At 62.2% G+C, this 25,909-nt stretch carries 40 protein-coding genes; 25 read left to right on the plus strand and 15 right to left on the minus strand.

The window, feature by feature from the left end; all coding sequences use genetic code 11:
* Positions 1-246: 246 nt before the first annotated feature.
* Both LB520_RS09300 and LB520_RS09305 read right to left on the minus strand, forming a co-directional pair.
* Positions 247-759, minus strand: coding sequence for a ferritin-like domain-containing protein (locus tag LB520_RS09300; RefSeq protein ID WP_224530884.1), 513 nt, complete (start codon positions 757-759; stop codon positions 247-249).
* A gap of 202 nt (positions 760-961) precedes the next feature.
* A complete protein-coding gene (locus LB520_RS09305) occupies positions 962-2,272 on the minus strand; it encodes an Nramp family divalent metal transporter (RefSeq protein ID WP_224637297.1) in 1,311 nt (436 codons plus the stop codon).
* Between the two features lie 403 nt (positions 2,273-2,675).
* Here LB520_RS09305 and LB520_RS09310 point away from each other — a divergent pair, with 403 nt between their 5' ends.
* Both LB520_RS09310 and LB520_RS09315 read left to right on the plus strand, forming a co-directional pair.
* The gene (locus LB520_RS09310) at positions 2,676-2,885 is read left to right on the plus strand and encodes a cold-shock protein (RefSeq protein ID WP_095768399.1); all 210 of its coding nucleotides are present in this window, start codon (positions 2,676-2,678) and stop codon (positions 2,883-2,885) included.
* A 106-nt stretch (positions 2,886-2,991) separates the two neighbouring features.
* Positions 2,992-3,186 carry a hypothetical protein gene (locus LB520_RS09315; protein ID WP_224544639.1) on the plus strand — a complete coding sequence of 65 codons (195 nt, stop codon included), beginning with the start codon at positions 2,992-2,994 and terminating at the stop codon, positions 3,184-3,186.
* Positions 3,187-3,282: 96 nt separating this feature from the next.
* Here LB520_RS09315 and LB520_RS09320 read toward each other — a convergent pair whose 3' ends face one another.
* Complete coding sequence (locus tag LB520_RS09320) at positions 3,283-3,483, minus strand: hypothetical protein (RefSeq protein WP_095768501.1); 201 nt, start codon at positions 3,481-3,483, stop codon at positions 3,283-3,285.
* 357 nt (positions 3,484-3,840) lie between these two features.
* Positions 3,841-4,044 carry a CsbD family protein gene (locus LB520_RS09325; RefSeq protein WP_095768401.1) on the minus strand — a complete coding sequence of 68 codons (204 nt, stop codon included), beginning with the start codon at positions 4,042-4,044 and terminating at the stop codon, positions 3,841-3,843.
* 545 nt (positions 4,045-4,589) lie between these two features.
* Between LB520_RS09325 and LB520_RS09330 the strand changes: the two genes are divergently transcribed.
* Positions 4,590-5,003: an HD domain-containing protein gene (locus tag LB520_RS09330; RefSeq protein ID WP_140840707.1), complete on the plus strand. Its 414-nt coding sequence runs from the start codon at positions 4,590-4,592 to the stop codon at positions 5,001-5,003.
* Positions 5,004-5,043: 40 nt separating this feature from the next.
* On the opposite strand, the gene LB520_RS09335 is transcribed toward LB520_RS09330, so the two are convergent.
* Complete coding sequence (locus LB520_RS09335) at positions 5,044-5,376, minus strand: hypothetical protein (RefSeq protein WP_224637298.1); 333 nt, start codon at positions 5,374-5,376, stop codon at positions 5,044-5,046.
* 268 nt (positions 5,377-5,644) lie between these two features.
* On the opposite strand from LB520_RS09335, the gene LB520_RS09340 reads away from it, so the two are divergent.
* The 3 genes from LB520_RS09340 (at position 5,645) to LB520_RS09350 (ending at position 7,531) form a co-directional block, all read left to right on the plus strand.
* Positions 5,645-5,890 (plus strand): hypothetical protein, encoded by a 246-nt coding sequence (locus LB520_RS09340; protein ID WP_095768404.1) that lies wholly within the window; start codon positions 5,645-5,647, stop codon positions 5,888-5,890.
* Positions 5,891-5,950: 60 nt separating this feature from the next.
* Positions 5,951-7,006 (plus strand): PAS domain S-box protein, encoded by a 1,056-nt coding sequence (locus LB520_RS09345; protein ID WP_224637299.1) that lies wholly within the window; start codon positions 5,951-5,953, stop codon positions 7,004-7,006.
* Between the two features lie 165 nt (positions 7,007-7,171).
* Positions 7,172-7,531 (plus strand): SPW repeat protein, encoded by a 360-nt coding sequence (locus LB520_RS09350; protein ID WP_095768502.1) that lies wholly within the window; start codon positions 7,172-7,174, stop codon positions 7,529-7,531.
* A gap of 428 nt (positions 7,532-7,959) precedes the next feature.
* On the opposite strand, the gene LB520_RS09355 is transcribed toward LB520_RS09350, so the two are convergent.
* On the minus strand, positions 7,960-8,433 hold the full coding sequence (locus tag LB520_RS09355) for an Lrp/AsnC family transcriptional regulator (protein WP_224637300.1): 474 nt from the start codon (positions 8,431-8,433) through the stop codon (positions 7,960-7,962).
* Positions 8,434-8,571: 138 nt separating this feature from the next.
* Between LB520_RS09355 and LB520_RS09360 the strand changes: the two genes are divergently transcribed.
* On the plus strand, positions 8,572-9,363 hold the full coding sequence (locus tag LB520_RS09360; RefSeq protein WP_224637301.1) for a tryptophan 2,3-dioxygenase family protein: 792 nt from the start codon (positions 8,572-8,574) through the stop codon (positions 9,361-9,363).
* 210 nt (positions 9,364-9,573) lie between these two features.
* Entirely contained in the window at positions 9,574-9,987 is a 414-nt protein-coding gene (locus LB520_RS09365) for a DoxX family protein (protein WP_224637434.1), read from the plus strand.
* 94 nt (positions 9,988-10,081) lie between these two features.
* Here LB520_RS09365 and LB520_RS09370 read toward each other — a convergent pair whose 3' ends face one another.
* From LB520_RS09370 to LB520_RS09385, 4 genes are all read right to left on the minus strand, one after another.
* Positions 10,082-10,387 carry a hypothetical protein gene (locus LB520_RS09370; RefSeq protein ID WP_095768409.1) on the minus strand — a complete coding sequence of 102 codons (306 nt, stop codon included), beginning with the start codon at positions 10,385-10,387 and terminating at the stop codon, positions 10,082-10,084.
* 71 nt (positions 10,388-10,458) lie between these two features.
* Entirely contained in the window at positions 10,459-10,728 is a 270-nt protein-coding gene (locus LB520_RS09375; protein ID WP_095768410.1) for a hypothetical protein, read from the minus strand.
* Between the two features lie 231 nt (positions 10,729-10,959).
* On the minus strand, positions 10,960-11,424 hold the full coding sequence (locus tag LB520_RS09380; RefSeq protein WP_224627271.1) for a hypothetical protein: 465 nt from the start codon (positions 11,422-11,424) through the stop codon (positions 10,960-10,962).
* A 154-nt stretch (positions 11,425-11,578) separates the two neighbouring features.
* Positions 11,579-11,806, minus strand: coding sequence for a hypothetical protein (locus LB520_RS09385; protein ID WP_224637302.1), 228 nt, complete (start codon positions 11,804-11,806; stop codon positions 11,579-11,581).
* Positions 11,807-12,103: 297 nt separating this feature from the next.
* Here LB520_RS09385 and LB520_RS09390 point away from each other — a divergent pair, with 297 nt between their 5' ends.
* From LB520_RS09390 to msrA, 13 genes are all read left to right on the plus strand, one after another.
* Positions 12,104-12,472, plus strand: coding sequence for a hypothetical protein (locus LB520_RS09390; protein WP_224637303.1), 369 nt, complete (start codon positions 12,104-12,106; stop codon positions 12,470-12,472).
* Entirely contained in the window at positions 12,465-12,878 is a 414-nt protein-coding gene (locus LB520_RS09395) for a hypothetical protein (RefSeq protein WP_140840715.1), read from the plus strand. Before LB520_RS09390 ends, LB520_RS09395 begins: the two co-directional genes overlap by 8 nt.
* Entirely contained in the window at positions 12,838-13,578 is a 741-nt protein-coding gene (locus tag LB520_RS09400) for a terminase large subunit domain-containing protein (RefSeq protein WP_224637304.1), read from the plus strand. Before LB520_RS09395 ends, LB520_RS09400 begins: the two co-directional genes overlap by 41 nt.
* A gap of 208 nt (positions 13,579-13,786) precedes the next feature.
* Positions 13,787-14,788: a bestrophin family protein gene (locus LB520_RS09405; protein WP_224530922.1), complete on the plus strand. Its 1,002-nt coding sequence runs from the start codon at positions 13,787-13,789 to the stop codon at positions 14,786-14,788.
* Between the two features lie 163 nt (positions 14,789-14,951).
* On the plus strand, positions 14,952-16,565 hold the full coding sequence (locus LB520_RS29270) for a terminase large subunit domain-containing protein (RefSeq protein ID WP_411969868.1): 1,614 nt from the start codon (positions 14,952-14,954) through the stop codon (positions 16,563-16,565).
* Between the two features lie 12 nt (positions 16,566-16,577).
* Positions 16,578-17,018 (plus strand): hypothetical protein, encoded by a 441-nt coding sequence (locus LB520_RS09415; protein WP_224637305.1) that lies wholly within the window; start codon positions 16,578-16,580, stop codon positions 17,016-17,018.
* On the plus strand, positions 17,018-17,824 hold the full coding sequence (locus LB520_RS09420) for a hypothetical protein (RefSeq protein ID WP_224637306.1): 807 nt from the start codon (positions 17,018-17,020) through the stop codon (positions 17,822-17,824). Before LB520_RS09415 ends, LB520_RS09420 begins: the two co-directional genes overlap by 1 nt.
* A gap of 388 nt (positions 17,825-18,212) precedes the next feature.
* Positions 18,213-18,965 carry a glycoside hydrolase family 108 protein gene (locus tag LB520_RS09425; RefSeq protein WP_224637307.1) on the plus strand — a complete coding sequence of 251 codons (753 nt, stop codon included), beginning with the start codon at positions 18,213-18,215 and terminating at the stop codon, positions 18,963-18,965.
* A complete protein-coding gene (locus LB520_RS09430) occupies positions 18,962-19,165 on the plus strand; it encodes a hypothetical protein (protein ID WP_140697169.1) in 204 nt (67 codons plus the stop codon). The genes LB520_RS09425 and LB520_RS09430 overlap by 4 nt, the downstream gene beginning before the upstream one ends.
* A gap of 109 nt (positions 19,166-19,274) precedes the next feature.
* Complete coding sequence (locus tag LB520_RS09435; protein WP_224637308.1) at positions 19,275-19,514, plus strand: ABC transporter permease; 240 nt, start codon at positions 19,275-19,277, stop codon at positions 19,512-19,514.
* On the plus strand, positions 19,499-19,693 hold the full coding sequence (locus tag LB520_RS09440; RefSeq protein ID WP_224601467.1) for a hypothetical protein: 195 nt from the start codon (positions 19,499-19,501) through the stop codon (positions 19,691-19,693). The genes LB520_RS09435 and LB520_RS09440 overlap by 16 nt, the downstream gene beginning before the upstream one ends.
* Entirely contained in the window at positions 19,693-20,013 is a 321-nt protein-coding gene (locus LB520_RS09445) for a hypothetical protein (protein WP_140545448.1), read from the plus strand. The genes LB520_RS09440 and LB520_RS09445 overlap by 1 nt, the downstream gene beginning before the upstream one ends.
* A 153-nt stretch (positions 20,014-20,166) precedes the next feature.
* The gene (gene msrA, locus LB520_RS09450; protein WP_224637309.1) at positions 20,167-20,688 is read left to right on the plus strand and encodes a peptide-methionine (S)-S-oxide reductase MsrA; all 522 of its coding nucleotides are present in this window, start codon (positions 20,167-20,169) and stop codon (positions 20,686-20,688) included.
* 112 nt (positions 20,689-20,800) lie between these two features.
* Here msrA and LB520_RS09455 read toward each other — a convergent pair whose 3' ends face one another.
* Entirely contained in the window at positions 20,801-20,977 is a 177-nt protein-coding gene (locus tag LB520_RS09455; protein ID WP_176477083.1) for a hypothetical protein, read from the minus strand.
* A 189-nt stretch (positions 20,978-21,166) separates the two neighbouring features.
* Between LB520_RS09455 and LB520_RS09460 the strand changes: the two genes are divergently transcribed.
* Positions 21,167-21,427 carry a hypothetical protein gene (locus tag LB520_RS09460; protein WP_210200012.1) on the plus strand — a complete coding sequence of 87 codons (261 nt, stop codon included), beginning with the start codon at positions 21,167-21,169 and terminating at the stop codon, positions 21,425-21,427.
* 26 nt (positions 21,428-21,453) lie between these two features.
* Here the strand turns inward: LB520_RS09460 and LB520_RS09465 are convergent, their stop codons facing one another.
* Complete coding sequence (locus LB520_RS09465) at positions 21,454-21,999, minus strand: hypothetical protein (RefSeq protein ID WP_095768417.1); 546 nt, start codon at positions 21,997-21,999, stop codon at positions 21,454-21,456.
* Between the two features lie 99 nt (positions 22,000-22,098).
* Here LB520_RS09465 and LB520_RS09470 point away from each other — a divergent pair, with 99 nt between their 5' ends.
* Positions 22,099-22,422: a hypothetical protein gene (locus LB520_RS09470; protein ID WP_224637310.1), complete on the plus strand. Its 324-nt coding sequence runs from the start codon at positions 22,099-22,101 to the stop codon at positions 22,420-22,422.
* A 126-nt stretch (positions 22,423-22,548) separates the two neighbouring features.
* Here LB520_RS09470 and LB520_RS09475 read toward each other — a convergent pair whose 3' ends face one another.
* The 3 genes from LB520_RS09475 to LB520_RS09485 all read right to left on the minus strand — a co-directional run bounded on the left by LB520_RS09475 (position 22,549) and on the right by LB520_RS09485 (position 23,631).
* Entirely contained in the window at positions 22,549-22,989 is a 441-nt protein-coding gene (locus LB520_RS09475) for a GFA family protein (protein WP_095768418.1), read from the minus strand.
* Between the two features lie 120 nt (positions 22,990-23,109).
* On the minus strand, positions 23,110-23,415 hold the full coding sequence (locus LB520_RS09480; protein ID WP_224637311.1) for a hypothetical protein: 306 nt from the start codon (positions 23,413-23,415) through the stop codon (positions 23,110-23,112).
* Between the two features lie 48 nt (positions 23,416-23,463).
* Positions 23,464-23,631: a Thivi_2564 family membrane protein gene (locus LB520_RS09485; RefSeq protein ID WP_095768420.1), complete on the minus strand. Its 168-nt coding sequence runs from the start codon at positions 23,629-23,631 to the stop codon at positions 23,464-23,466.
* A gap of 202 nt (positions 23,632-23,833) precedes the next feature.
* On the opposite strand from LB520_RS09485, the gene LB520_RS09490 reads away from it, so the two are divergent.
* The gene (locus LB520_RS09490; protein ID WP_095768421.1) at positions 23,834-23,998 is read left to right on the plus strand and encodes a DUF3309 family protein; all 165 of its coding nucleotides are present in this window, start codon (positions 23,834-23,836) and stop codon (positions 23,996-23,998) included.
* A gap of 676 nt (positions 23,999-24,674) precedes the next feature.
* Positions 24,675-25,898: an anion transporter gene (locus tag LB520_RS09495; protein ID WP_224637312.1), complete on the plus strand. Its 1,224-nt coding sequence runs from the start codon at positions 24,675-24,677 to the stop codon at positions 25,896-25,898.
* Positions 25,899-25,909: the final 11 nt, after the last annotated feature.

A 25,909-nucleotide genomic window follows, 5' to 3' on the forward strand; every position in this document is an offset into this window, starting at 1 on the left:
GCTTGGTGCCGACAGCGGCCCAAGCTCAGCGGCGATATGGGTTTGTAGATCTTGACCGTCAAGAGGCCCGGGGTCGCTGCAAGAACCGGCGCGCCAATTCTGCCCTCCACGACGAATTATCAGTCCAACAAACAGCTAAGATCGTTGGTGGCGCGGGCAGCGGCCGCCGTCGTTCGATTAGACCTGCAATGTGGCAGAGACCCCTGGCAAGCTGCCGGGGCTCGGCGGCCGTCAGCGGATCGTCCGCTATGCGGCTTCAGCCGCGACGTTGACCGCGGATTCGGCAAGCTGGGTGAGCGCTGCGTCTGTTTCCTTTTCTTCGTTCAGCGTCTTGTCGAGCAAGGTGACGGCCTCCGTCAGGCCGAGTTCCTGCGCCCAGGTCCTGAGCGTGCCGTAGCGAGAGATCTCGTAATGCTCGACGGCTTGGGCGGCAGCCAGCAGGCCGGCGTCGAGCGAGGGCGAGCCCTTGTACTCGTCCATGATCTCGGCACCTTCCTCGGTGATGCCTATGATGGCGGCACAAGTCTTGCCCGCCGGTTTCTTATCGATCACCTCGAACACTTCCTCGAGACGGGCGACATGTTCCTCCGTCTGGTCGCGATGCTTCTCGAAGGCCATTTTCAGCGCGTCGTCCTGCGCCGCCTTCGCCATCTTGGGCAGCGTCGTCAGGATTTTCTTCTCGGCGAAATAGATATCCTTCAGCGTGTCATGGAAAAGTTCGTTGAGGCCCTTGTTCGAGGCCGCTTTCGTCGTCGCCATTCTGAATCTCCTGGTGCGGTTGGATTACCACCAACACGGCCCGACCAAAGTTGTTCCAGAAAGAATACATGCGGCGACACAGCTAAAAGCATCAATTGTTATTGACGGCGACGAAGCACCGCCGCGGCCAGGCAATTGGCCGGACCGACGCATGAATCGCCTGACTGTCGCATCTGAAAGGCCGCTTTCCCCTGCTCAGGATTCACGCAAACCACTGCGCGATGAGGCCCACCGACGAGGCTGCCATTGTGATTGTCGTTAGCCATCCCATCGCGCGCAGCCAACCCTGAACCGGGAATTCACCCATGATGTCCTTGCGGCCGGCCATTCGCATCATGACGATCAGCACGGGAACGGCGCATATGCCGTTGATGACGGCGCTCCAGTAAAGCGCCTTGATCGGGTCGATCGGGGTAAACATGATCCCGGTGCCAAGAGCGGTCGCGGCGGCGAGTGTGACGTAAAACGCCAACGCTTCCTTCGGCTTGCGCTGCAGGCCCACCGTCCAGTGCAGGGCTTCGCCGACGGCAAAAGCCGCTGACCCCGCCAGCACCGGCACAGCCAAAAGCCCGGTGCCGATAATTCCCATCGAGAAAATGATGAAGGCGAACTTTCCGGCGGCTGGCTCCAGAGCCTTGGCTGCGTCGGTGGACGAAGCAATGTCGGTCACCCCCGCCTTGTGAAGCGTGGCGGCCGTGGTGAAGATGATCGCGACGCCTATCAAATTCGAAAACGCCATTCCGACCAGCGTATCGGCGCGTATCCGCCGGAATGCCCTGGAAGCTTGCCACGGCGCCCATCGCAGCGGCTTGGCGCTTGGCTTGAGTTCCTCCTCCTCGACTTCCTGCGAGGCCTGCCAGAAGAACAGATAAGGCGAGATCGTCGTGCCGAGGATCGCGAGCAGCGTGGTGAAGAAAGCGCCACTCCATTCAATGTGCGGAACAAGCAGGCCTTTGGCCGCATCGGCCCAGGCTACATTCGCGGCGAACATGGCAATGACGTAGGCGAAGAGGCTCAAAGTTGTCCATTTGAGCACTTTCGCGTATCGGCTGTAGTCGATGAAGACGATCGCGCAGATACAGGCCATCGCGAATGCGATGACATAGAGCGGGCTCGGCCCGCCGATGAGCAGCTCCAACGCGTCCGCCATGGCGCTGAGGTCGGCACCAATATTGATGACGTTGGCGACGGAAAGCAGCACCACCACGACGTAGAGCAGCGGCGAGGGATAGTGTCTGCTGAGGTTGCCGGAAATCCCCCTGCCGGTGGTGCGGCCGATGCGGGCGGCGATCTCCTGGATCGCCGCCATCAGCGGGAAGGTGAACAGCATGGTCCAGCCGATATCGAAACCGAGCTGCGCGCCGGCTTGGCTGTAAGTTCCGATACCGGAGGGATCGTCGTCGGATGCGCCGGTGATAAAACCGGGGCCGATCATACGCAGGAACCGTTGCAGAGGTCCCTTCGCCGACGTGTTGCTTCGTTCTCTCTCGATGTGCGAACCGACTTCGGCCATCGTTGGTTCTTCCATGCCCGGGCGAGCGCTAGCGCAATGGCAGCCGAGGCCAGGGGTAATCGGAGCGACTTGCACGACAGGCTCGGACAGGTGTTTTCCGTAGATAAGCAAGAGCTAACGAAGATGGTGAGTAACTGGCGGCGATGACGTCGGTTCCGCGTCATCATCACTTTCGCATCAGAGGGCGGATCCGGTCGGGTGCCGAAAAGGGTCCTGCATAAATATATCGGGGGTTGTCTTGCCGGGAGTCAGTTTAAACGCTATATGTGTGACATCGATCTTGTTGAACGAACGTTGTTTCAGGGCCTTTGCGCCCGACGATCTTCCCTCTCAATTTCGAAAACCGTGACGTTTGGCATTCGGCCAAGCGGCGGTAATTTGCGTCGATTTGAAAGGAAATCGTATGACTACTGGAACCGTGAAGTTTTTCAACGCCACCAAGGGCTTTGGCTTCATCGAACAGGGCGGCGGCCAGCCGGACGTGTTCGTTCACATCTCCGCCGTGGAGCGCGCAGGGATGCGTTCTCTCGTCGAAGGCCAGAAGGTAAGCTTTGACGTCGTCAAGGACGCTCGCAGCGGCAAGAGCGCCGCGGAGAACCTCCAGGCAGCCTAAGCCATGCGTCGGCGCCTTTTACCACGGATGTACCGGCACTGGCGCTGGGGCTTTGAGGGAAGGTCGGGTTCGCCCGGCCTTTTTCGTTTGCATAGCGAGGTAGCACATGGCTGATACGAATGTGTTCAAGCCGAAAGGCGACGCCAAGAACGAGGCCACTACAAAAACCGCGCGCGCCATCATCGACAGCGAGGCGGCGGCCAGGGTTGCCAAAACGGCGCGTCTTCGCAAGGCCAGGCTTGCGCAGGAGCCGGTGGAGGAGCCGGCAAAGAAGGTGAAGAAGAAGGCCGCCGCCAAATAGGGGCGCGGCGTGAGCGGCGCCGTGGCGGCCGGGCTGGGTTCACCCTTTCCTGAGATGGTCGCCCCGGCTGCGGGAAAAATCCCGACAAGCCTTTGATCAGTGCCGTCCCTTGAGGAACCTCGCCTCTCTCACCAGTGAAGTCCAGTCAGGGCCGATAAGCTTGATCAGTTCGCGAGCTTCGTCCTCCGAGATGTCGGTATCCTTTGCCAGGCGGCGAGCAAGCAATTCCACATCGCCCTGTGCTGGTTGAGCCGCTTTGCCATCGCCGGGTTCGGCGCCGTCGCCTCGGTTGATCATGAGCCAACTCCTTCCGGTAGGAACTTTCGAGGCGGCGGCATGTTTCATGCGTTTCTGCAATTTTGATATCCGGGGGCGTCCCGCTGGCGGCGGACCATGAGATCCGTGGCTGATCCCCGATGCGGCGCCTTTCTGGAACTGGCGCAAGGCGGCGCGCCAGGCGCCTCGCGAAGGCAAGCCGATCCGGATAATCCAGCGCGCCTTCGGCGCGGGCGGAACTCGGCCATGGTAGCCCATCAGAGCCATTCATGCCGCCCGACCTGCAGGTCGAAACGGACACGCCGCCGTCGCGCGGGTGACCGGCTTACTCAAAGGCGCTGCCGCGAGGCAACGCCCTTCGTTTTGGGGAGCCGGCTGTCACCAGCCCTGCATCCTGTACCAGTCGTCGATGTCGCGGCGCACGCGATCCTTCTCCAGGCCGTAGCGTTCCTGGATTACGCCTTCGAGCTGGTCGCGCTTTCCGGCGATACGATCGAGATCGTCGTCGGTCAGCTTGCCCCACTGTTCCTTCACCTTGCCTTTAACCTGCTTCCAATTGCCTTCGACGCGGTTCCAGTCCATGGCCGGACCTCCTGTTGGACACGGAGGGCTAACGGCAACACGACCGCGAAGTTCCTGTCGAAAGCTCTTTCTGCGTCGAGGCAAGCACTGAGCACAACGACACGGACGAATGTGCCTTCATCTGGCCGTCATAATGAACCGCCAAATTAGCAAACGCTGAACGTGACCCCCGGTCAGCATGTTCCCAAGACCTCTCTTGCCCGGCTCCTGGTCCGGGCTTCTTTTTAATGCATGTCGCCCAGAATGCGCAGCGGTTCTGGGACGACGGGCATCAAAACAAAGACTTAAAGCGTGTCGTCTGAATTCATTTCAGCGACGCGCCTCCTGCTGGCATCCCGCCTGGAACGGGTGGCGCGGATTGGGGATGGCGCATCCTCAAAAATCCGGCAGCGTTGGAACATTAGGCCGGTGCCGAGGTTCTTGCGGCAGGGATGGCGCGCAGTTTCCCCGAAGGCCCGTCATCCGGACCGGGTTCCGACCCGAGCAAGCCCGCCTCGGCCGTCCCTCGCCGGGACGGGCTTTATCGTGACGAGATCGGAAGGACCATGCTTCACCAAGCCGCCAAAATCGCCGAGCAGGCCCATCGGGGTCAGAAAGACAAGACCGGCAGACCCTACATCGAACATCTGAGACGGGTTGCCGATGCGGTCGAAACGCTGGACGAAAAGACGGTTGCCTATCTGCATGACGTGGTCGAAAAAGGCGAGGGTTGGAGTCTCGAGCGGCTGCACGGCGCCGGCTTCGGCCTGCCGGTGGTGGCGGCGGTCGATGCGCTGACCAGGCGCATGGACGAGAGCGAGGAGGGTTTCATTTTCCGCGCCGCCTCGAACGAGCTTGCCCTGCCGGTTAAGATAGCCGACCTGCGCGACAATCTGTGGCAAGCTCATCAGGCGGGCGTTGCGCCGGACCGGTATGAGACGGGGCTCGACATTCTGGGCGAGTTGGCCGCCAGGGACTGAGCGGCGTTGGGGGCACCCGGCTGCTGCCGGCGTCGCCCCGCTATTCGTCTAGCTGCAGCAAATCGAGCCGCGCGTCGGGCAGCGCGTGCTCCCACAGGGCCCTTTCGAGGTCGTTGCGGTTGTCGCCGCCCGTGGCTTCCGGCAGATCGAGCGCCGTCAAGGCCTGGTCGTCGAACTCGATCGCCGCCCCGTAAAGTTGGGCGATTTGCATCACCAGGCTTTCTATGTCCTCGCGGGCGATGTTCTCGGCGAGGTTCTTGAGCCTGATTTCTTCCGCAACCCGGATAATGTTGACGATCCCGTCGATCCGCAGGGCCTGCTGGACCTTGCAGTGAGAGTCGTCGCGCAGCCGGTTGGAAAATCCTCGCATCATTGGAAAACCCTCCTTTCGCGGGGGTCTATCCCTCTGTTGCAACCATGCGCTGGAGCAGTGCGGTTGGCAATACACAAATCTTAAAAACAATAAATAAATCAGCCGGTTAGCAAAGTATATCAAACGCGGTTTCACCGCATCCTTAGCATCGTTTGCTTCATTGCCAGTCGGCAAATCATCCCCTCTTGACGCCTTATAGCCGCTTCCTATTTCTACTCACAGTTAGGCACATACTAACTCCCGGTATTCGGCTCGGATGGAGGCGGAAGTGGTTGAGCTTGAACGGCCGCAAAGGTTGCAGATCATGCTGACCGACGAGGAATTGGCGGCGCTGGAAAACTGGCGTTTCGAAAAACGCATGCCAAGCCGCTCGGCCGCCGTGCGCGAGCTTTTGCGCCGTGGGCTGGCGTCCGATGGGTTTCTGACCGCTGACCTGGGCGCGAAGTCGCAGGATTTCGGCGTGATATCGCTGGATCGGAAGGTCGCAGATGGCTCCAGCGACTCGAAACCCTGAGCAGATGCACGCTCGCTCGCGGCAGATTGCCTTGACCTCGGCCGGCCCTAATTACCGTCCATGACCAATCCCGGGGGGACGTTCCGACACGATCCGAACGCCGATGCGCGCTTGGCCGCGATCGTCGATTCTTCCTACGACGCCATCGTCGGCAAGACTCTGGACAGCGTGATCACCGACTGGAACCACGCGGCCGAACGCATGTTCGGCCATACCGCCGAAGAGGCCATCGGCCGGTCGATCCTGATGCTGATCCCAGAGCATATGCAAGACGAGGAAACCGAGATCATCGGCCGCATCCGCAAGGGGGAGCGCATTCCGAGCTTTGAGACGGTGCGCAGGCGCAAGGACGGCTCGCTGATCACCGTTTCACTGACGATTTCGCCGATCAAGAACAATGCGGGCGAGATCATCGGCGCCTCGACGATCGCCCGCGATATCAGCGCTGCCAAGGAAAGCGAGCGCCGCATCCGGCTCTTGATGCGCGAGGTCAATCACCGCGTGAAGAACCAGTTCGCCGTGATCCTGTCGATGATCAGGGAAACCAGCAAGCGCTCCACCGATCCGGGCGAGTTCGAGGAACTGATCCGTTCGCGCATCATGGCGCTGTCGCGCTCGCACGATCTCCTGGTCACCTCCGAATGGGCCGGCGCCAGCCTGTTCGACCTGATCCAGGAGCATCTGAAGCCTTTCGGCCATGAGGAGCGCATCTCGCTTTCCGGACCGCTCCTGACGCTGCAGTCCAACGCCGTGCAGAATCTCGGCATGGCCTTCCACGAGTTGGGCACCAACTCATCCAAATATGGCGCGCTGGCGGGCGAAGGCGGCCGTATCGAAATCACCTGGCAGGTCGAGCCCGGCCCCCAAGCGCAGCGGCGCTTTCATCTTCTGTGGCACGAGACATCCGGCGCGACGGCCGCTGGAGCTGAGCAGAAGACGAGTGAGCGCAAGGGTTTTGGCACCGTGGTGCTGCAGCGGGTGGCGCCGCAGTCGCTGAGCGGTTCCTCAAGCCTCGAACGCTCGCCCGGCAGCGTGAAATGGACGCTCGACGCGCCGCTCGAGGCAATCGTCGTTCCGCAGCTCGGGGCAGAGGGCGACACCGACTTCAGCGTCTGAGCGGCAGGCGGCGGGATTTCTGCCGTCCCACGCCGGCGACGCGCGTTTCGGGCCTGCCCGCCCGCCACTTGCAGCCTGATAGAAACGTAATTACATCAATCGCTAAGCGTGCAATGTCCACGCGGATACAGTTGCTTTGGTCAAGCTTCGTCTATGGAGGTTGTCATGCCAAGCAAACTGATGGAAGCAAGAAAGAGTCAGGACTGGATCACCCTGATCCTGGCGATTTGCCTGTTCATCTCACCATGGGTCATCGGATTCACCGCAGCGACGGTGCCCGCGTGGAACGCCTGGATTGTCGGCGTTCTTCTCGGCGCGCTGGCGCTCGCGACGCTCTCGGTGTTCGCCGAATGGGAAGAATGGGTAAACGTCGTCCTCGGGCTCTGGCTGATCGTGTCGCCCTGGTTGCTACACTTCGCGGCTGACACGTATGTCATGGCCACGCATGTCGTTCTCGGCGTGCTGGTGGTCGCGGCATCGGCCTGGGCTGTCTGGGACTTCCGTCATCCCCACGCTCATGCGTGAGCGGTGATTGAGCGGGAGCCCGCCGCGCAAGCGGCGAGCTCCTGCTACTGCGGCGTCTGGGCATCGGGCTGAGCGGCCATTGCAGCGTCTTCACGCGATTGCTGCAACGGGAAGCGTTTTGGTGCATTCTTGGGAATGGTCTCGATGCTTAACCCCGACACCCCGGCCAAGTGCTGCTCATACTGCGGCGGCCGCGACCATGATTTCGAGGAATGCCCGAAACGCAAGGCCGACGCTGAGAAGGAAAAGGTGGAGCGGGAGCCGGCCGTGATCAGGCTCCCATATTCTCGTCACGCGTCCTCCAACCAGTAGATCGCGCCTTGCGTCGCCATAAAGACACCATGCGGCGCGGGCCTGCGCGGCCCGCGTCCACGGCTCGATTGCCGACAGGGATACCGTCGAGCCGACGTCTCAATTTGGCGCTCGCCTTATCCCCTCAGCGCACGCGCCGCCGCCTCGGCGAACGAGATGTCGCCCTTGATCTCGCGCATCGCCATCGAAGTTACCGTGCGGCGCACGCCGGGCAGGCGGCTGAGTTCCTCGCGCAGCATCCGGTCGAGCGCCATCATGTCGACGGTGACGATCTGGAGCAGATAGTCGGCTTCGCCCGTGGTGGCGTAGCAGCGGCGGATCAGCGGGTGCTTCTTCACTGCCGCCTCGAAGGCATCCGACAGCTCGAAGTCGATCGACACCTGAATGAAGGCCTCGATGCCGAAGCCGATCCTGGCCGGGTCGATGCGGGTCGAATATCCGCGGATAACGCCGGCCTCTTCCAGCGCCTTCACCCGTTTCCAGCAAGGCGTCTTGCTCAAGCCGACCTCCTCGGCGAGTTCGCCGAAAGAGATGCGTGCGTCGCGCTCAAGCGCGGCGACTATTCTGCGGTCGAGAGCATCCAGCGTCATTCGTTCTCCAATATGACAGGATATGTCGACGATCGTCCTTCATTCAACGTCATTTGGATAACAGAAAGGAACAATGTTCAAGCCGAGAGCGCTATCCTTGTCGCCCGGTCGAAAAACCTGCCGCGAGGAGGAGAAGCCATGGACAAGAACGATTACCACGCCCGCATCGAGGCCCCCGAGATGCGCGACTACGGCGTCTATCTGAAATGCGATCAGCTGCTCGCCTGCCAAAAACCGCTCTCCGACATGGTCAACGCCGACGAGCTGCAGTTCCAGATCGTGCACCAGGTCGAGGAACTGTGGATGAAGCTCATCGCCTACACGCTGGTTGACGTCCTCGACTATCTGGAGAAACAGGACACGCATCGCATCGTCACGCTGATGGGCCGCGTACACCGGCTGATGCGCATGATGACGGCGCAGCTCGACCTCCTGGAGACCATGTCGCCCAAGGAGTATCAGCAGATCCGCCTGCAGCTCGGCAATGGCAGCGGCCAGGAATCGCCGGGCTACAAGCTTTTGCTGCGCCTGCCGCCGGACCTTTGGCGGGCCTTCAGGCATGCCTATCTCGACGGCCGCGGACTGACCGTGGAGGATATCTATGACGAGCATTACGACCACGGCGATTCCTACGTCGTCGCCGAGGCGCTGGTCGAGTTCGACGAGCTGTTCCAGAAATTCCGCGCCAATCACCTCTATCTGATCCACCGCTCGATCGGGCTCGGCGCGAAATCGCTGAAAGGCAGGCCGGTGGAGATCCTCGAAGGCGGCGCCCGCCACCGCTTCTTCCCCGAGCTCTGGGACATTCGCTGCGCCATGACGGACCGCTGGGGCGCCGAATACGGCACCGTTCGGGATTCGATCAGCCATCCGCCGCAACTTTCTCCTTCTCCCCTTGTGGGAGAAGGTGGCCGCGAAGCGGCCGGATGAGGGGTGTTCCAGGGAAAGCCAGCGTTTCACTCCGCTGGAACACCCCTCATCCGTCTCGGCGCTGAAGCTCCGATCCACCTTCTCCCACAAGGGAGAAGGAGAAAGTTGTGGCGCCCCGCCAAACAATTTTTCCGGCGCCTGTCGGAACCATCTCTCTCCGCCCGTCCTTGGGGCATCAACCGCTTCAACAATCCGGAGGACATCGTGGAAATGCAGTCGACCTGGCAGACCGCCGCCATTCTCATCGCCCGCCTGATCTTCGCCGCCATGTTCGCGATGGCCGTCGCCTTCAAGCTGATGGATATCGGCGCCACCGCAGGCTACATCGCGGCCGCCGGCTTCCCGTTCCCGCTGTTCCTGGCCTGGTGCGCGGCGATCCTCGAAGCGTTGCTGGTGATCGCCTTCCTCACCGGCGCTTATCTGACGCCCTTGTCGTTGATCGGCGCCGTCTACGTCACCTTCCTCGGCTTCGCCTTTCACGGCCCGTCGCACTGGGCCGGAAACCAGGCCGAGTTTGGCGCCTTCATGTCGCATTTCCCGTTCGCCGCCGGGCTGCTCTACGCTGCCGTCCACGGCCCGGGCAGCGTGCTGGCCGTCAAGCAGGGTTGGCCGGGCAGGGCGTGAACTTTCCTTCTCCCCGTTTCTACGGGGAGAAGGTGGCCGAAGGCCGGATGAGAGGCGGCGTCAACATTTCAAGACAAGGCGCCTTCCCACATGCTCACATCTGATCGTTATACGGCTCTTTCATCTGGCCGACCATGCGCGCCAGCTTCGAGAAGGACGGCATGTCGGCCTCCGGCTGGCATTGGTTGGCGAGTTCGAGCAGCCGGATCGGGAAGTTGACGGCGTCGCGGCTCGAGGCCGACATGCCTTCCGAGCGCTCCTCGCTGGTTTCGCTGGCCTCCGCCTTGCGCAGTGCGATGTCGATCTCCTCGACCGTCAGCACGCCCTTGCGCACCAGCACCTGGTTGACCGAAGCGACGGCCATCAGGAGGCCCTCGAGCTGCAGATTGGCGACATTCATGGCTTTTGCTCCCATTGACCGGGGTGAAACGCGCGAGCCGGGGTTACGATCCGGAGATGCGCGAGCCTCGCTTAGGCCTCCATCCACCGCTCTCCATATTCGCTCCAAAGCCGCCTGATCTCGCGGTTGCCGAGCGGCGGCGTCTGGCGGTCACCGTAGAAGACAGCGACGGCGCTGAGGTCATATTGGCCCTCGGCCTGGGCGATGAAGCGGATCGCTTCGCCGAGCGGTCTCGAATGGAAGATCGGATCGGCCTGGCCCCGGCCCAGGCTGCGAACGCCCGAAATGCTTGCTGGCACATGCCGCATCCGAAAGACGGATGCCATGGCAGGTTTGTCCATGCCTGCTCTCCGCGATTCCCCTTAGGGAATGATCCCATAAGCACCGGCTAATGACCAGCCCGGGACGGCCGCCGAAACAGAGCGGGCCCCAGCACAACCTCGAAAACTAAAAAGCCGGCGGGGAAAGAAAAAGGCCGGGCGCGACGGCCCGGCCTTTCCGCGCGGTTGCCGCAAAGCAACCCTCGCTCACTATTGTTTTCCAGCTCGGCTCTCTAGCCGGGCCGGAAATGTCTACCTGTGCCAACGATGCAGCCAGTCCGGCTCGGGGGCGGAGCTTCGGCTGATCGCCATGCCGGCCAGCAAGCCGACCAGCCCGCCGATCAACATCGCGGTCGAGAAGGTGCCGGGGTTCTGCTGCACGGTCTCCGAAACGCTCTGCGCCTGGCTGCGCAACTGGCTCGCCGCGCGCGACGCGCGGTCAGAGGCGCCGCTGTAGAGGTTCGAAGCCCGGTCGGCCGCGCCCCGATACCAGCCATGCGCGGTCTCTGCGGCTTCCCCGGCCTGTTCGGAAAGCGTGCGGTTCAGCCGGTTCACCTCACGCTTCAATTCGGCGATCTGCTTCTTCATCGCGTCTTCCGATGCCCGCGAGGCTCGTGCGCTGCTGCGGGACGCGGGACGGTTGCGCGTGGCGCGCGCGGCGGCGGTTTTCGCGTTGCCGTTGGCTGAATTGGTGGTGCTGGTGTCATTGTCTGCCATCGGTCTCTCCTTTTTGCCTCCTGGGAACGAACGGCCGAGCCGTGCCATTGTTCCCCCGCGGTTTTCCGCAGGCGCGCCGCCAGACCAAAAGACGAGGGCCGCGAAGCGAACTCCACGGCCCTTGGTCCAAGCCCGATGCCCTTGCTTGCCGCAGTTACTTGCCGCAGTTGTTGTCGTTCACGTTCGGCTGCACCGTGGTGGCGGTGCTGTTGTTGGCATCGCCCATTGCGCCCTGCGGATGATTCGCGCAGTTCTTGTCGGCGTTCGAATTCATGTCGCCGCCTGTGATGCTGCCGGTCGTGCCGGTATCGGGCGGAGCGGCCTGGTCAGGCGACGGCGCGGCCGGCGTCTTCGGCTCGACGGTAACGGCCCGTGCCGTCATTTCCGGCGGTACCCGCGTTCTGGGCTATCGCCGCCGTCGCGATCTGGCCCGGCGTTTCAATTGATAGGTGTGGCGCACAGGGCGCTTTGCTGCCGGTATTTTGAGAAATTTAGGAAAATGTACCTAGAAGCTATTGCCTCATGAAGGCAGCTATGCTACTATTTTGTCCATGGTGCTGATTTGCGCCAACGACCCGCCGCCGGCGGGTTTTTTGTTTTTCGCGCCATCCATTCTTTCGAAGCGCTGGCGGCGCCTTCCCTGTCCTGCGGCGCTTTCAACATTCTGCTGGAGGCCCAGATGCCACGCTATGCCACCATCGTCACCGCCGATGACGGCGCCGAGATCGTCAGCGCTATCGGCGAATTCGAAGGCACAAGCCTTCCGCACCGCTCGGGCCGTTTCGAGCAGGTCGCGCCGGGCGTGCGCATCGGTATGGTTCGCGGTTGCCTTGATGAAGCCGTCGCCGGTTTCGGTTTCCCGCGCCAAGTCCTCGGCCCGGCTGCGGTCCGCACAGCCACGGCGGGGCTGAAGGCAATGGCCGCGCCGTCCGCCGATGCCCGGCCCGCTAGGCCGGCCATGGCAAGGCCGCGCAGGAAGCCGGCCCGCAAGGTCCGCAAGGCGAAGGCGGCGAAAGCAGCGCCATCGGATTCTGTCACCCATGGCTGACGAAAACAGACGCCGCGAGCCCGTCGGCGCGAAGCCGGCGAGGCGAAAGCCGAAAGCTACCAAAGCCGCTGCCGCTCCGTCCCCCCGCCCCAAGCGCTCGCGAAGGACGCTCGTCGACGATTTCGCCGCCGCGCTTCGCGCCGATTTCCGCGTCCATGGCGCCGGCGTCATCGCCGCGGTGCGCGCCGAAAAACCCGAGCAGTATCTGAAGGTCGTGCTGACGCTGCTACCCAAGGACTTCTCGGCCAAGGATTTCTCGGAACGTGTCGATGCCAAGCAAACCAGCCTCGGGCAATTGAGCGATGAGGAGATCCGCAGCCGTATCCGCGGCCTCGAAGCGAGCCTCCGGCCGCTCCTGGACAGCGATGCAAACCTATCTGGCGCTTCTGGAGGAGATGGACCGTAGGCGTCGCCGTAACCTTCTTGCAGCCTACGCGCCATACAAGCGGCAGGCCGAATTTCATTCGGCAGGCGCGACGCACCGCGAGCGTCTGTTCATGGCCGGAAACCAGCTCGGCAAAACCAGGGCAGGGGGCGCGGAATGGGCCATGCACCTCACCGGTCGCTATCCGGGCTGGTGGAAGGGCAAGGTGTTCGGCCAACCCGTCAGGCTCTGGGCCGCCGGCGTCACCGGCGAGGGCACGCGCGACAATCCGCAGCGCGTGCTGGTCGGTCCGCCGCAGCAGCAAAGCGAGTGGGGCACCGGCATGATCCCGGCCGATGCCATCGCCGACACGGTAATGGGCCGCGGCGCGCCGGGAGCGCTGGACAGCGTCGTCGTGCGCTGGGGCGGTGGCGGCGATGTGCAGACCGGCGAGAGCGTGCTTTCCTTCAAGAGCTACGAAAAAGGCCGCGAGAAATGGCAGGGCGAGACGCTGCACGGCGTCTGGTTTGACGAGGAACCGCCGCTGGATATCTATTCCGAGGGCCTCACCCGTACGAATGCCATGGATGGCATTACGATCGTCACGTTCACGCCGCTGCTCGGCATGAGCGACGTGGTGTTGCGGTTTTTGAGCGCGGAGGCGGTTCAGGACTTGGGTTCCTCGCCCCCGCAAGGCGGGGGAGAGGTGGCCGCGCAGCGGCCGGAGAGGGGGGCTTCGTAGGGCGATAAGCTCTACGAATAGCTTTCCGCTCTTGCATCGAAGGCCGGCGCTGCCACCACTCCGTCGCCGCTTCGCCGCGCCATCTCTCCCTCACTTGCGTGGGGGCGACGAACTGGAGCTTGCCGTAGGCCCTGTCAAAACGATTTCCACCGCTTATGGTGCGCGAACGCGCGGTCGCGCGACTTGCATGCCGTAAGGGATTCCAGGAATGTATGTAGGCCGTTCTTACAGGTTGCTGGACTTCGCGCTCTGGTCGCGGCGCAGCGTCATCTACATGGTCGTGGTGAGCGGGTTGGCGATCGCCGCCTACCGCCTTCCGGCGACCGCGGGCTTCTCGGTGCCGTGGTCGGTCGTGCTGGTGCTCGGCACCACGGTGTCGCTCGTCGCCGGATTCAAGAATTCGCAGGTCTTCACCCGCGCCAACGAGGCTCTGCAGGCCTTCTCGCAGATCACCGCCAGCAGCCGGATGCTGTCCGGCTTCTGCCGGGATTTCATGGATGCTGCCACCGCCCGCCAGCTGATCTACCGTCATCTCGCCTGGCTGACGGCGCTGCGCTTTTCGCTGCGGCGGCCGATGCCCTGGGAATCGCTGGCGAAAGCGGCCAACATCGAGTTCCGGCGGCGGCGCTATCACATCCAGGAGGATAAGACCTCGCTTGCCGAGGAACTGCGTAGGTTGCTGGGCGAGGAAGCCGAAAGCGTGCTGAAATCGCCACAGCCGGCGATAGAGCTTCTCGACAGGCAATTGGCCGAGGTCAACGGCTTGTTGAAGAGTTCAGCCGTTCCGACGCAGGTCTACTCCGAGCTGATCAAGCTGATACGCGACTTGCAGGACCAGCAGGCGCGTTGCGATCGCATCAAGAACAATCCCTATCCCCGGCAATACGCGATCGTGAGCTCGATGTTCATGATCATCTTCTGCACCTTGCTGCCCTTCGGCGTTGTTCCGGTCTTTGCCGACATGGCCAAGCTAGGCGGCGTGCTCGGCTGGATCTCGATCTGGCTGACCATCCCGTTCAGCGCGCTGCTGGGCTGGGTCTACATGTCGCTGGACCTGGTCGGCGAAAGCAGCGCCAATCCGTTCGAGGGCAACGCCAACGACGTGCCGATCTCGCAAATCTGCCGCGACATCGAGATCGAGCTGCGCCGTGGCCTTGGCGAGGCCGCGCTTCCCGCGCCGCTGGCGCCGGTCAACGACATCGCGACGTGAAGTTCTTTCCTTCTCCCCTTGCGGGAGAAGGTGGCCGCGAAGCGGCCGGATGAGGGGTGCTCCAGGGAATGCCAGCGCGTCTCTCCGCTGGAACACCCTCATCCGTCTCGGCGCTGCGCGCCGATCCACCTTCTCCCACAAGGGGAGAAGGGAAAGGTTTGCCATGTCCCGACACGTCACCTTCATGACCATCGACGATGCCGGGCACTATTCGTCCGAACAGCGCGCTGAGATCATCGCGGCCTATCCCGAGCACGAGCGCGAAGCCCGCGCGAAGGGCATTCCGGTGCTGGGTTCCGGGCGCATCTTCCCGGTGGCTGAAGAGCTGATCGCCTGCGAGCCGTTCAAATTGCCGCGCTGGTGGCCGCGCATCGGCGCACTCGATTTCGGCTGGGACCACCCTTCCGCTGCCGTCGAGCTTGCCTGGGATACGGAGGCGGATGTCGTTTACGTTACGAAGGCGCATCGCGCCTCCCAGCAGACGCCGGCCATGCAGGCGCTGGCGCTGAAGGCCTGGGGTGACTGGCTGCCCTTCGCATGGCCGCGCGACGGCCGGCGCGAAACGCTGGAAGGCGCCGGCGTGGCGCTGGCAATGCAATATGCCGCCCACGGGCTGAACATGCTGACCAGCCACGCCCGCTTCGCCGACGGCTCGGTTTCGGTCGAGGCCGGGCTGATGGAAATGCTCGACCGCATGCAGTCCGGCCGCTTCAAGGTGTTTTCCACCCTTCACGCATGGTTTGAGGAATTCAGGCTTTTTCATCGAAAGAACGGCCAAGTGGTGAAGCTGCGTGACGATCTCATGGCCGCGACACGCTATCGGAAGCTTACGCTCGCCTATGTCAGCGGCGCCGGCACCTTGCCGACCAGCACCGACGGCATCTGGCTGATCTTCACCCGCGCTGGCGACAAGGGCGCGGATGGCACCGGCGTGGGTGACTTCACGGGCCCGGCCTCCTCGGTGACCGATAACATCGTCACCTTCGCCGGCACCACGGGGAAGGCCGGTAAGGACAGTGGGGTGGCAGTGGGAAGCCTGGTGGCAGGACCGGCCTCGGCCGCGGCCGACAACATCGCCACATTCAACGGCACGACGGGCAAACTGGTGAAGGACAGCGGCGTAGCGGTGGCAAGCCTGGCGCCGAAAGCCAATGCCTCTTTCACCGGCACCTTCAGCCCGCCGGCGAACGCCATAGCACTGAACACCCTGGCTGACAGCGCTGCGGTGTCGGTCCTCGGCCGATCGGCCAATTCGAGCGGCACGCGCGCGGATATCGCGGCCGGGTCGGATGACACTCTGCTGCGGCGCGTGTCCTCGGCGCTGGGTTTCGGCCAGTTGACGGCAGGCATGGTGCCGGCCGGGCTGGTGACCTATGCCATGCTCGCTTCGGCGGCGATCGCTTCGAACAGCGAATTCCAGCTCGGCACGGCAAACAAGCTTCTCACGGCGGCCGCATTAAAGTCGACCGTAGCCTACCAGACACTTACGTCCGGCGCGTCGGTCTCGTGGGATATGTCGCTTGGCAACAACGCTTCATTGGCTGCGTCGACGAACGTGACGATCGGCAATCCGACAAATGCGGTGCCCCAGTTCGGCTTCGTACTCAAGATCACCGCCGTGACGTCCGCACGCACCGTGAGCCTAAGCGCAAATCTTGTGCCAGCGGCCGGCGTCGAGAGCTTTCCGATCACCATCCAGACGACGGAAACCGTCTTCCTGGCCGGCTTTGTCGACACGGCGAGCCGCCTTGTCATCACCAGCGTTTTGAGAACCTAACAGGAGAACCCGATGTCCCTTCTCGTTCGCAAGATCAATGACGTTTGGCAGGAGTGGCACGCCTCCTCGATCGTGACTCAGATGGTCGGTACCTATACCGCCATCTACGGGGATGGCCGGCAAGTGGAGACGCCATGCGATCCTTATCCTGTCGAAATCCAGATGAACGGCGACAGCCTGCGCGGCTTCTACGACCAGGGCCTTTGGACGATCGACGAAGTCGAGGCGGTGGGCGGCAGGATTGCCGTGCCGTTCGTAGTGCCGGAAGGAAAACAGGTCGTCGGCGCACCGTCCTATGTGGAAACCGGTGAAGTGATCCAACAGGTCTACCAGGTCGAGGATACCCCGCCGCCACCGGAACCGCCGACGGCAGAGGAGAAGGTGGGTGCTATGCTGGCGGGATCCGGCGTCTCGATCAGCGAACTGAAGTCGGTCCTCGGGCTGGGCATCTGATGTTGCTTGGTCTAACTCCTCTCACCGCAAGTCAGCAAAACCCGACCTTCTATGACGCGCTGCGACAGGTCGGCCTCGCTACCAGCCTTGGCCTCGTGGTCGATAGCGGGGATATCAAAAGCTATACAGGAAGTGGCCAAGTCTTTACCGACGTCTCGGGAAACGGCATCAACTTTAATCTTGGTGCAACGTCGTCATCGGAGACCTCCGATCCGACGTTTGGCGGAACAGCGGGCAGGCGCTCGCTTAGTGAAGTCTTCACTCTTGATGGTGCCGACTACTTCACCTTGGCTGCTTCAAACCCACCTTGGGTTCAGAGTATGCACAAAGATAATGCCTTGTGGTCTGCTGCGTTTTGGTTCAACAACGCCACTTGGGCTAACGCTCTTTTCGGCACCCTCGGTAGCACAACCGGCAACACCGGCGTCCGCTATGGCTATGACAGCCTTGGAAGGGGGACTCTATATATCCGCAACGCCGGCAATGGCCCCCTCACCATATCAAGCACAACCGTCATCGTCGCGGGCTCATGGAACTTTCTAGGGCTGTCTATGAACGAAGCACTTGGAGTGAACGGGTGTCTCGTTAATACCAATGGGACACAGGAGAGCTTTACGTCGACCTATTCGTCGCCGGCTACCGGTAACGCTACGTTCACACTTCAGCTTGGCTGCGGCGGCAACAACCTGATCCCATTGGCGAACGGTAGTCAGATAGCTTGCGCGGCTTTCTGGACAAGCAAAGCCCTGACACATAGTGAAATGGAATCCATTCGACAGATAACCCGCGCTCGTTTCAAGGTCTAGATGCCGCTTGCAGGGTTTGTCGGCCCTTATCGCTCAGCACAAAAAGATAGCTTGGGCCGAGGTCTCCTTCTACATCAATAGCATCGACGAAACCGGCATCGGACAACCTCAACCAGTCCCGGACGGCACCGCCAGATAGTATCTGCTGAGGTAACTTTTGCAACAGATCCAGGTCGCCCGCCTGGAGCTTTGACTTTGCATTGGACCGCCGCAACGACACGATAGCGGCCACTATTATTACTGCTATCACTGCGGTTGCGGTAAGCAAAAATGGATTAGTGAGCATCCGTTTTATCTAGGCTTTGGCAGCGGCCAACGCAACCAGAACTCATAACACCCCACCACAAATCACTTTGATCCGGCTCGCTCCCAGCGGAAAGGAACCCCCATGGACCGCAACTTTGCGCGTGCCCTTTCGCTCGTTCTCACCTCTGAAAGCGGCTGGTCCGACAATCCCGCCGATCCCGGCGGTGCGACCATGAAGGGTGTCACGCTCGCCAATTTCCGCCGCTACGTCAAAGCAGACGCCACGAAGGCCGATCTGCGCGCCATCTCGGATAACCAAGTCGCCACCGTCTACCGCCGTTTCTATTGGGATGCTGTAATGGGCGCTCAGCTCCCCGGCGGCATCGACTACGCGCTCTTCGACTTCGCCGTGAACAGCGGGCCGGGCAGGGCTGCGAAGTATCTTCAGGGTGTGCTCGGTGTTGTTCAGGATGGCCGCATTGGCCCGGCCACGCTGGCGGCGATGAGGGCAAAACCTGCCGGCGTCGTCATTGATGCGCTGTGCGACGCGCGGCTCGCCTTCCTGAAAAAACTGTCGACCTGGCCGAGCTTCGGCCGGGGCTGGAGCGCCCGAGTCGCCTCCGTGCGCCGGCAGGCGCTGCTGATGTCGGCCGCGCCGTCGGCGACTGAGGGATCCGCTTCGCCGGGGCCTGCATCCCCCGATGATGTCCCGCTAGCCGCAACCCCTGCCGGCGCCGGATTGCCTGCCGCCGGCGAGGCGCCCGCTGCGCCACACAAATCCGCATCAGCTGCCAAGGCAGCCGGCGTCTTCGCGCTGATCACGCTGGCGCTCGGCTCGCTCACCGCCTGGACCGCGCATCTTTCCTGCAATCTTTTCGGAGTGCTCTGCCAATGATTGCCGTCATCATCCGCGTCGCCCTGCGCTATTGCGCGGGCGTGCTTGTCGCGCGCGGCCTTCTGGGCGCCGACGACGCCTCGGCATTCTCCGCCGATCCCGACATTCAAATGGCGCTGGAGACCGGCCTCGGTCTTGCCATCGCCGCCGCGGCCGAGTGGTGGCATCTGCTCGCGCGCCGCTTCGGCTGGGAGCATTGACCATGGAAAATCTGAAAGGTCTGCTCACCGCCTGTATCGAAGCCGCCAGCCCGTATGTCGTCATCGGCGCCGCCTGCTTTATCGCCGGGCTTCTCATCGGAGCGCTGCTATGAGCGCGCTGCTGGCGTGGTTTCTCACCAATCCGTCAATCCTGGCGATCGGCGCCGGCCTTGTCGGCGCGCTCGGCTGGGGCTTCCGCCAGCGCCTCGCAGGCGCAAGGGCTGAGCGCAGCAAGCAGGCCGACGCCGAGGCCGCGGCCCGGGATGCCGCCGACCAGGTCGACAACGATGTCGGCGCTTTGCCGGCTGACGCGGTCAGAAAGGAGCTGAAATCATGGGCAAGGGATTGATCGTCGCCGCCATCGTCGCCGCGCTCGCCGGCTGCACGACGGCCAGGGGCAGCTTCTGCGCCGTCGCGCCGCCGATGCGCCTCTCTGCCAGCGCGGTCGATGCCTTGTCCGACCAGGAGGCGAGGGCGCTGCTTGCGCACAACCGCAAGGGCGAAAAACTCTGCGGCTGGAGGCCGTGATGCATGACATCTTCGATCTTCTCGGCATCAAGGGCCAGGTCGTGGCAGCGGGGCTCGCCGGCGGCGTGCTGCGGGCGCTGTCGCGCCATCGCTACAAGCTGCGCGAGATGATTGCCTCGCCCATCTGCGGCGCCTTGGCCGCCGCCTATCTGACATTGCCTGTCGTCGCCTGGGTCCGGGCAAGCGGCCTGCCAATTCCCGCCGCCGACGACACCACCACGCTCGCCGCAGCCTTCCTCATCGGAGTCTCGGCAATGTGGATCTCGGACATCGTTTTCGAGGTGGTCGTGCGAAGATTCAAACAAACGCCGGATTCCTGATCGCGGCGGGCCGAAGCCGCGCGGGCATCGAGACATCGACCGGCGGATCGTCCACACCGGACCAAGATGCCGGTGTCAGCGGTTGGCCCGCTTGAGCCGCTGGAAGAATCCAGGTGCAACGCCTATCTATGGAGAATCCAAAGGAGGTACGACATGGCTTCTTCCACCGAGCGCGCGGTCCTTGCCGGCGGCTGCTTCTGGGGCATGCAGGATCTGATCCGGCGCTTGCCCGGCGTGATCTCGACGCGAGTGGGCTACAGCGGCGGCGGTGTCCCCAACGCCACCTACCGCAACCACGGCACCCACGCCGAGGCAATCGAGATCATCTTCGATCCGGCCAAGACCAGCTTCCGCACGCTGCTCGAATTCTTCTTCCAGATCCACGATCCGACGACGAAGAACCGCCAGGGCAACGATATCGGCGCGAGCTATCGCTCGGCGATTTTCTATACCAGCGATGAACAGAAACGGATCGCCGAGGACATGATAGCCGATGTCGACGCGTCCGGCCTGTGGCCTGGCAAGGTCGTCACCGAGCTCGCTCCGGTCGGGCCCTTCTGGGAAGCCGAGCCCGAGCATCAGGACTATCTCGAGCGCTATCCCAACGGCTACACCTGCCATTTCGCACGGCCGGGCTGGAAGCTTCCGGTTCGTCAACAGGCGGCCGCGTCATAATCAGCGACCGCGGTGTGTTGACATAGTCTTCACGCGCTTTGATCTGCCCGCCGTGCCGGAAGGCATGGCGGGCTTTTTTGCGTTCCGGCTGGTTGTCCCGGCCCGGCAGGCCTTAGCCCTTGGCTCGGCGGCCTTCGTGTTCGTGGTTGCCGATCCAGTGGGCGCGGATGCGGTCGCTGGCTTCGAGATAAGCCATGTCGATCAGGTAGGTCAGAAGCTTCTCGCCATCGGCCTCCGCCTTCTGGCGAAGTTCTCGCAGGATTCCCTGCGCAAATTGCAGGTTTTCCATTTTGCTAGGCTGGTCCATGGGTGCCCCCAAATGTCGGTGCGGTAAGTTTGGCTCACTATGCTTGTACGAAGATTATCGCCTCGCTCGCGGTGAAGCTGTACTCGGTTGCACTGAGGACGCCCGATCAACGAAGCTGTTGGACATCGCGCGGAAATGTCGATATTTTACGCGCCCAATCGGATGGCGACCATGCACGAAGACGAGGGCAGCACTCCCGACAAGTTGCAAGCCATGCTTGACGTGATCGCCAGGAGCGAGCCCCCAAGCGAGAGCGGGCAAGCCGATTTCGGCCGATTGAAAGCCGACGCCGCCAAGGCTGCCGGCGTGTTGATCGAATTTTACGGCGATGCAGCCCTGGAGCGGGCCAAGCTCATAGAGCGCCGGTCGCCCCAGTCGCATTTTGCGCGCATGGTCGTGGCTGAAGTCGGCCGGCGCGGCAAGCGAAATTGACCCGCGAGCAATCGGCGAAAGCTGCTTCAAGACGATCTTCGCCTCCCCAGCCTTGCGCTAAGCCGCTGCTCGACCTCTTCCTCGATGTTGTCCAGGAGATAGGACATCAGGTCGTGTCCGATCGACCGCGCTAGGTCCTTGGCTTGCCCGACATGGTTGCGGATCTCGCGCAGCGCCTGCTCTTCGCACGCGGCGTCGTCCGTCAAATCGACGAACCAGCCGGGATAGAGCGCTGCCTCGCCCGTCCCGTCAACATAGCATTGGCCGACGGCCAGGATCTTGCGCAACCCCATCTTTTCGGAATGGACCCTATAGACCTCCCTGAATGCGGACCTGCGCTCCACGGCCTTGCGGATCGCCAGCCGAACCCGTGAACGATCGTCCTGATCGATGCTTTGCATGCATCGTTCAAGCGAAGCGCCATGAGAGAACTCATCGAGTGTCAGACCGAAATAATCTGAAAGATTGGCGTCGCCATAAACGCGGTCGCGCTTGATGTCCCAGGTCCAGAACCCGTCGATCGGTGGATACCGCATGTGCATGTTGCGGCCGTGTTCAGGCGCCGACGTCATGAAAACCGCCCCGTCCGGTTTCAAGCTTTGGCAGCACTATGTCGCAAAAACGGTAAGAAACAAACATGGCCTTTTGTACAAGGCCGGAAGTCATAAGACTTGCTGCCACTGGCAATTCGGGGATGTCATGCTGATATAACCGGAAAGACGGCGAAGAAAAATTTCTCGAGCCGAAAGAATTTTCACTTTGATGTTGCAACTGCCGCCTGGCGTTTTACGCGAAAACGCGGCGGACAAGCAGGCGAAACAACCCCAGAGGCTGTATTTCCGCAAAAGGCATGGTTGAAAATTCTTATATTTTGTAAAAAGAATAAAACTCTTTGCGTGCTGCTGCAGGGAGCCAAGCCGGCTTGCCGCCTCATATTTGCAGCATATCTAAATGCTAGCGTCAGCCGATTGACTGGCAAACCGACCGGTGGTTGAAAAACGCGAAACTTCGAGAAAAGCCCGCGCATATCAATCCGCGGCTGGGCGTCCTCCCGGACGTCCGAAGCCGTCACCAGACTGAAGGTTTCTGTCGTTCAGACTAAAGTCTGCCAAGAGATCAACCTAAGCCAGTCTTTGCCGCGGCTCCAGGTCGGCTTCAGCGCTTGCGGCCGAATCATCGGCGATTCGGTCATGCTCGAACTGGCGCGCCGTGGGCAGGGCCTGCAACCAGGGCTCGCGGCGTCCGATCCAGAGTTCATAGCTCGGCACCAGCCCTTCGGTTGGCGCAACGTCCAGGCTACCGATCGTCACTTCGGCCTCGTCGTCGCCAACGAACGGAACGCGGCTTCCGCAGGTGGGGCAAAAGCTCCGAGCGCCATAGCTGCTGGTGATGCCGGTGGTTTCGAACGCTTTTAGCGGCCATACGGCGTAGGCATGGAAGGCCGATCCGCTTGTCTTGCGGCAGTCCTTGCAGTGACAGAGGCCGACCCGGAGCGGCTCCCCAGTGACGCGGAACTGCACCCCGCCACACAGGCAACTCCCGCTGCGCGCGATTTCAGGCATTGCTGTTCCTCCTGCGGCTATGCACAGAGCCAATTTCGCTCGCCCCGGCAGGTCCCGCTGCCCGCTGCTAAAACCCGCAACAAGTTGCGATGGTTCCACGCCTGCGTGCAAGAAGCACGGTCAGTCGGGGAGGTTGATCGGCTCCTCGCACCGATAGACGCGGCACTCGCCGTCCTTGGTGGGAACAGTCGTCGACACAGGCACTTCCGGCCAGTCGCACTCATTGCCGAATTGCCGAACGAATCGGTCATAAGTATCCGCGCCTGTGCTCAAGACCACGGCACGATCACTTTTGATCAGCGTCTGCGTCTGCTCGCAAGTCATCGCGCGTGTGTCCGGCCGGGCGTAGGCGGCGCTCACGGTGCACAACATTGGGCCGGCGCACAACATTTTGCCTGCGGCAAGTGCAATCAACAGGGTTCTCATGGGGACGCCAGGTTTTTGAAGTTTCCGGGTGTCGAATATGGATCGCGGCTAGAACACCGCAAGATATTTGAGCAGCGAAACGATTCCGATGATGATGACGATGATCTGCGCGATCTGGCGCGCGCGGGCATCGAGCGGCAGGCGTTGCACGAGGTAAAGCACCAGGATCACCACCAGGAAAGTGATCAATATGCCGATAAGGATCGATACGCCCATTTGCCTGCCTTCTTATCAAGATTGCCCGGATGGGCAGGCTCCAACGTTGCCGGCTGCGAAATGGTTCCAAGCGGATTGAGCCACCGATCGTGTCGTCCGAAAGCAGAAGCCGGCTTCGACGTCGGCGGAACATGCGCGCGGCTTGCGAGTTCACTTCCTCGATAGCAATGCGCGGGATCGCACTGTCAGAGAGGAAGAAACCATGGGCCTCGGCACGATTCTCATCATCATTCTCATTCTTGCCCTGCTTGGCGGCTTCAGCGGCTTAGGCGGAGGGCCTTTCTACGGCACCGGCTATTATGGCGGCGGCGGCCTCGGACTCGTCCTGGTCATCGTGATCATCCTGGTGTTGCTCGGCCGCATCTGACGGCCCACGATGCGACCAGGCCTCGGAGTGTCGCCAGCGCGTCCCTCAGCTTCGCCGCCGGGCGATTGCCTCGCGGCTGGCGTCGCGGTTCCCGATCTGCGTTTCGGCGAGTTTTGGCGGGCTAGGCGGCGATCAGCGCGACTACGGCAAGGAGCGGAAGCATTTGCCGTCGCAGGGCGCATCGCAGGCAGATGATCATTGCTGCCACAGAACAGGATTCGGCAGCGTTGCGGTCGACCGGCGGCAGATCGGCGAATCCCGCTAGCCCTCGCGCCCACTGCATTCGAGGCACACGATACTGTGTCCCGGACAATTCAGCCGGTGCGTGCCCTCTGGGCAGCAATGGCCGTTCGAGCTCAGCCAGCGCGCGCAAACGAAAACCTTCTTGGCCCCGTGACAGCGGGAGCATTCCTGCGGGCGCATCAGTTCCTCCCGTGACGGGACGCCATGTTCCGCTTCAACGACCGTGTTCATCCGTTTAGACCCCAACGCCTGGATTATCGGTCACATATGTTAATTCACTATTCTTTACATTAGGGTTTATGAATGTGAAAGGCGTGAAAGCGACATAAGGCTTTCACGCGCTTGTGCGCTTTCCCTTTGCGCTGGCGTTGTTAAATGTGGTGCCGCCCCGATGCGTCGACGGATCAGGGCACGCAAAGGGAACCTTCTTGCAATGACATGGACCGGCGCGGGCGCGCTTTTCATCCTCGTGCTCACCTATGCCGGCGTCGCCGTCGGCCGTATTCCGGGCCTGCGGCTCGACCGCGCCGGCATCGCGTTGCTGGGCGGCGCCGCCATGATCGCAATCGGCGCGATCGGCATCGAGGATGCCTACAGAGCCATCAATTTCGACACCATAACCTTGCTGCTCGGCATGATGATCGTCGTGGCGCATCTGAAGGTCTCGGGCGCGTTTCGGGCGCTCGGCGGCTTTGCCATCGAGCATGCCCACGCGCCCTTCATGCTTTTGGTAATGGTGACGCTGCTGACCGGCGCGCTCTCGGCCTTCCTGGTCAATGACGCGATCTGCCTGGTGATGGCGCCGATCGTCGTGCACGTCACACGAGTCATCAACCGCAACCCTGTGCCTTACCTCATCGCTACCTGCACGGCCTCGAACTGCGGCAGCGTCGCCACCATCACAGGCAACCCGCAGAACATGGTGATCGGTGCGCTGTCCGGCATTTCCTATCCGGCTTTCACGCTGGCGCTCGCGCCGGTGGCGCTGTTCGGCCTGCTCTGCGTCATCGTCATCGTGCGCATCGTCTACCGGGCCGAATTCTCCCGCCCTGCCGAGCTCAGCCCGGAAGTCTATCGCGGCCGCATGCTGCCCGGGCAGGTCCTGAAGGCCACCATCATGTGCGTGTTGCTGGCGCTCGCCTTCTTCGCCGGCGTTCCCGTCGCGAAGGCGGCGCTCATTGCCGGCGCCTTCCTGCTGGTCACGCGGGCAATCAAGCCGCGGCGCATTTACCGCGAGATCGATGGACCGCTGCTCTTCATGTTCGCCGGCTTGTTCGTGGTGGTGGCGGGTGCCGAGCGCACCTTGCTCACGCCCGACATGATCGCCTGGGCCAAGAACATCGGACTCGACGATGTCTGGCGGCTCTCCGGCTTCACCGCGGTGCTTTCCAACATCATGAGCAATGTGCCGGCGGTGCTGGCGCTCCGGCCCTTCGTTCCTGGGCTGGAAAACCCGGCGCGCGCCTGGCTGGTCGTGGCGATGAGCTCGACGCTTGCCGGCAATTTCACGCTGCTCGGCTCGGTTGCCAATCTGATCGTCGCCGAGCAGGCAAAAGCTGCCGGCAAGGAGCTTTCCTTCTCGGCTTTCTTTAAGGTCGGCCTGCCGCTGACGCTGGTGACGCTTCTTGCCGGCACCGCCTGGCTAGCCTGGGCCTGAAGACGCTGTCC

Origin of the sequence: Mesorhizobium sp. CA12 (genome assembly GCF_020165255.1) — a bacterium.
Lineage (GTDB): Bacteria > Pseudomonadota > Alphaproteobacteria > Rhizobiales > Rhizobiaceae > Mesorhizobium.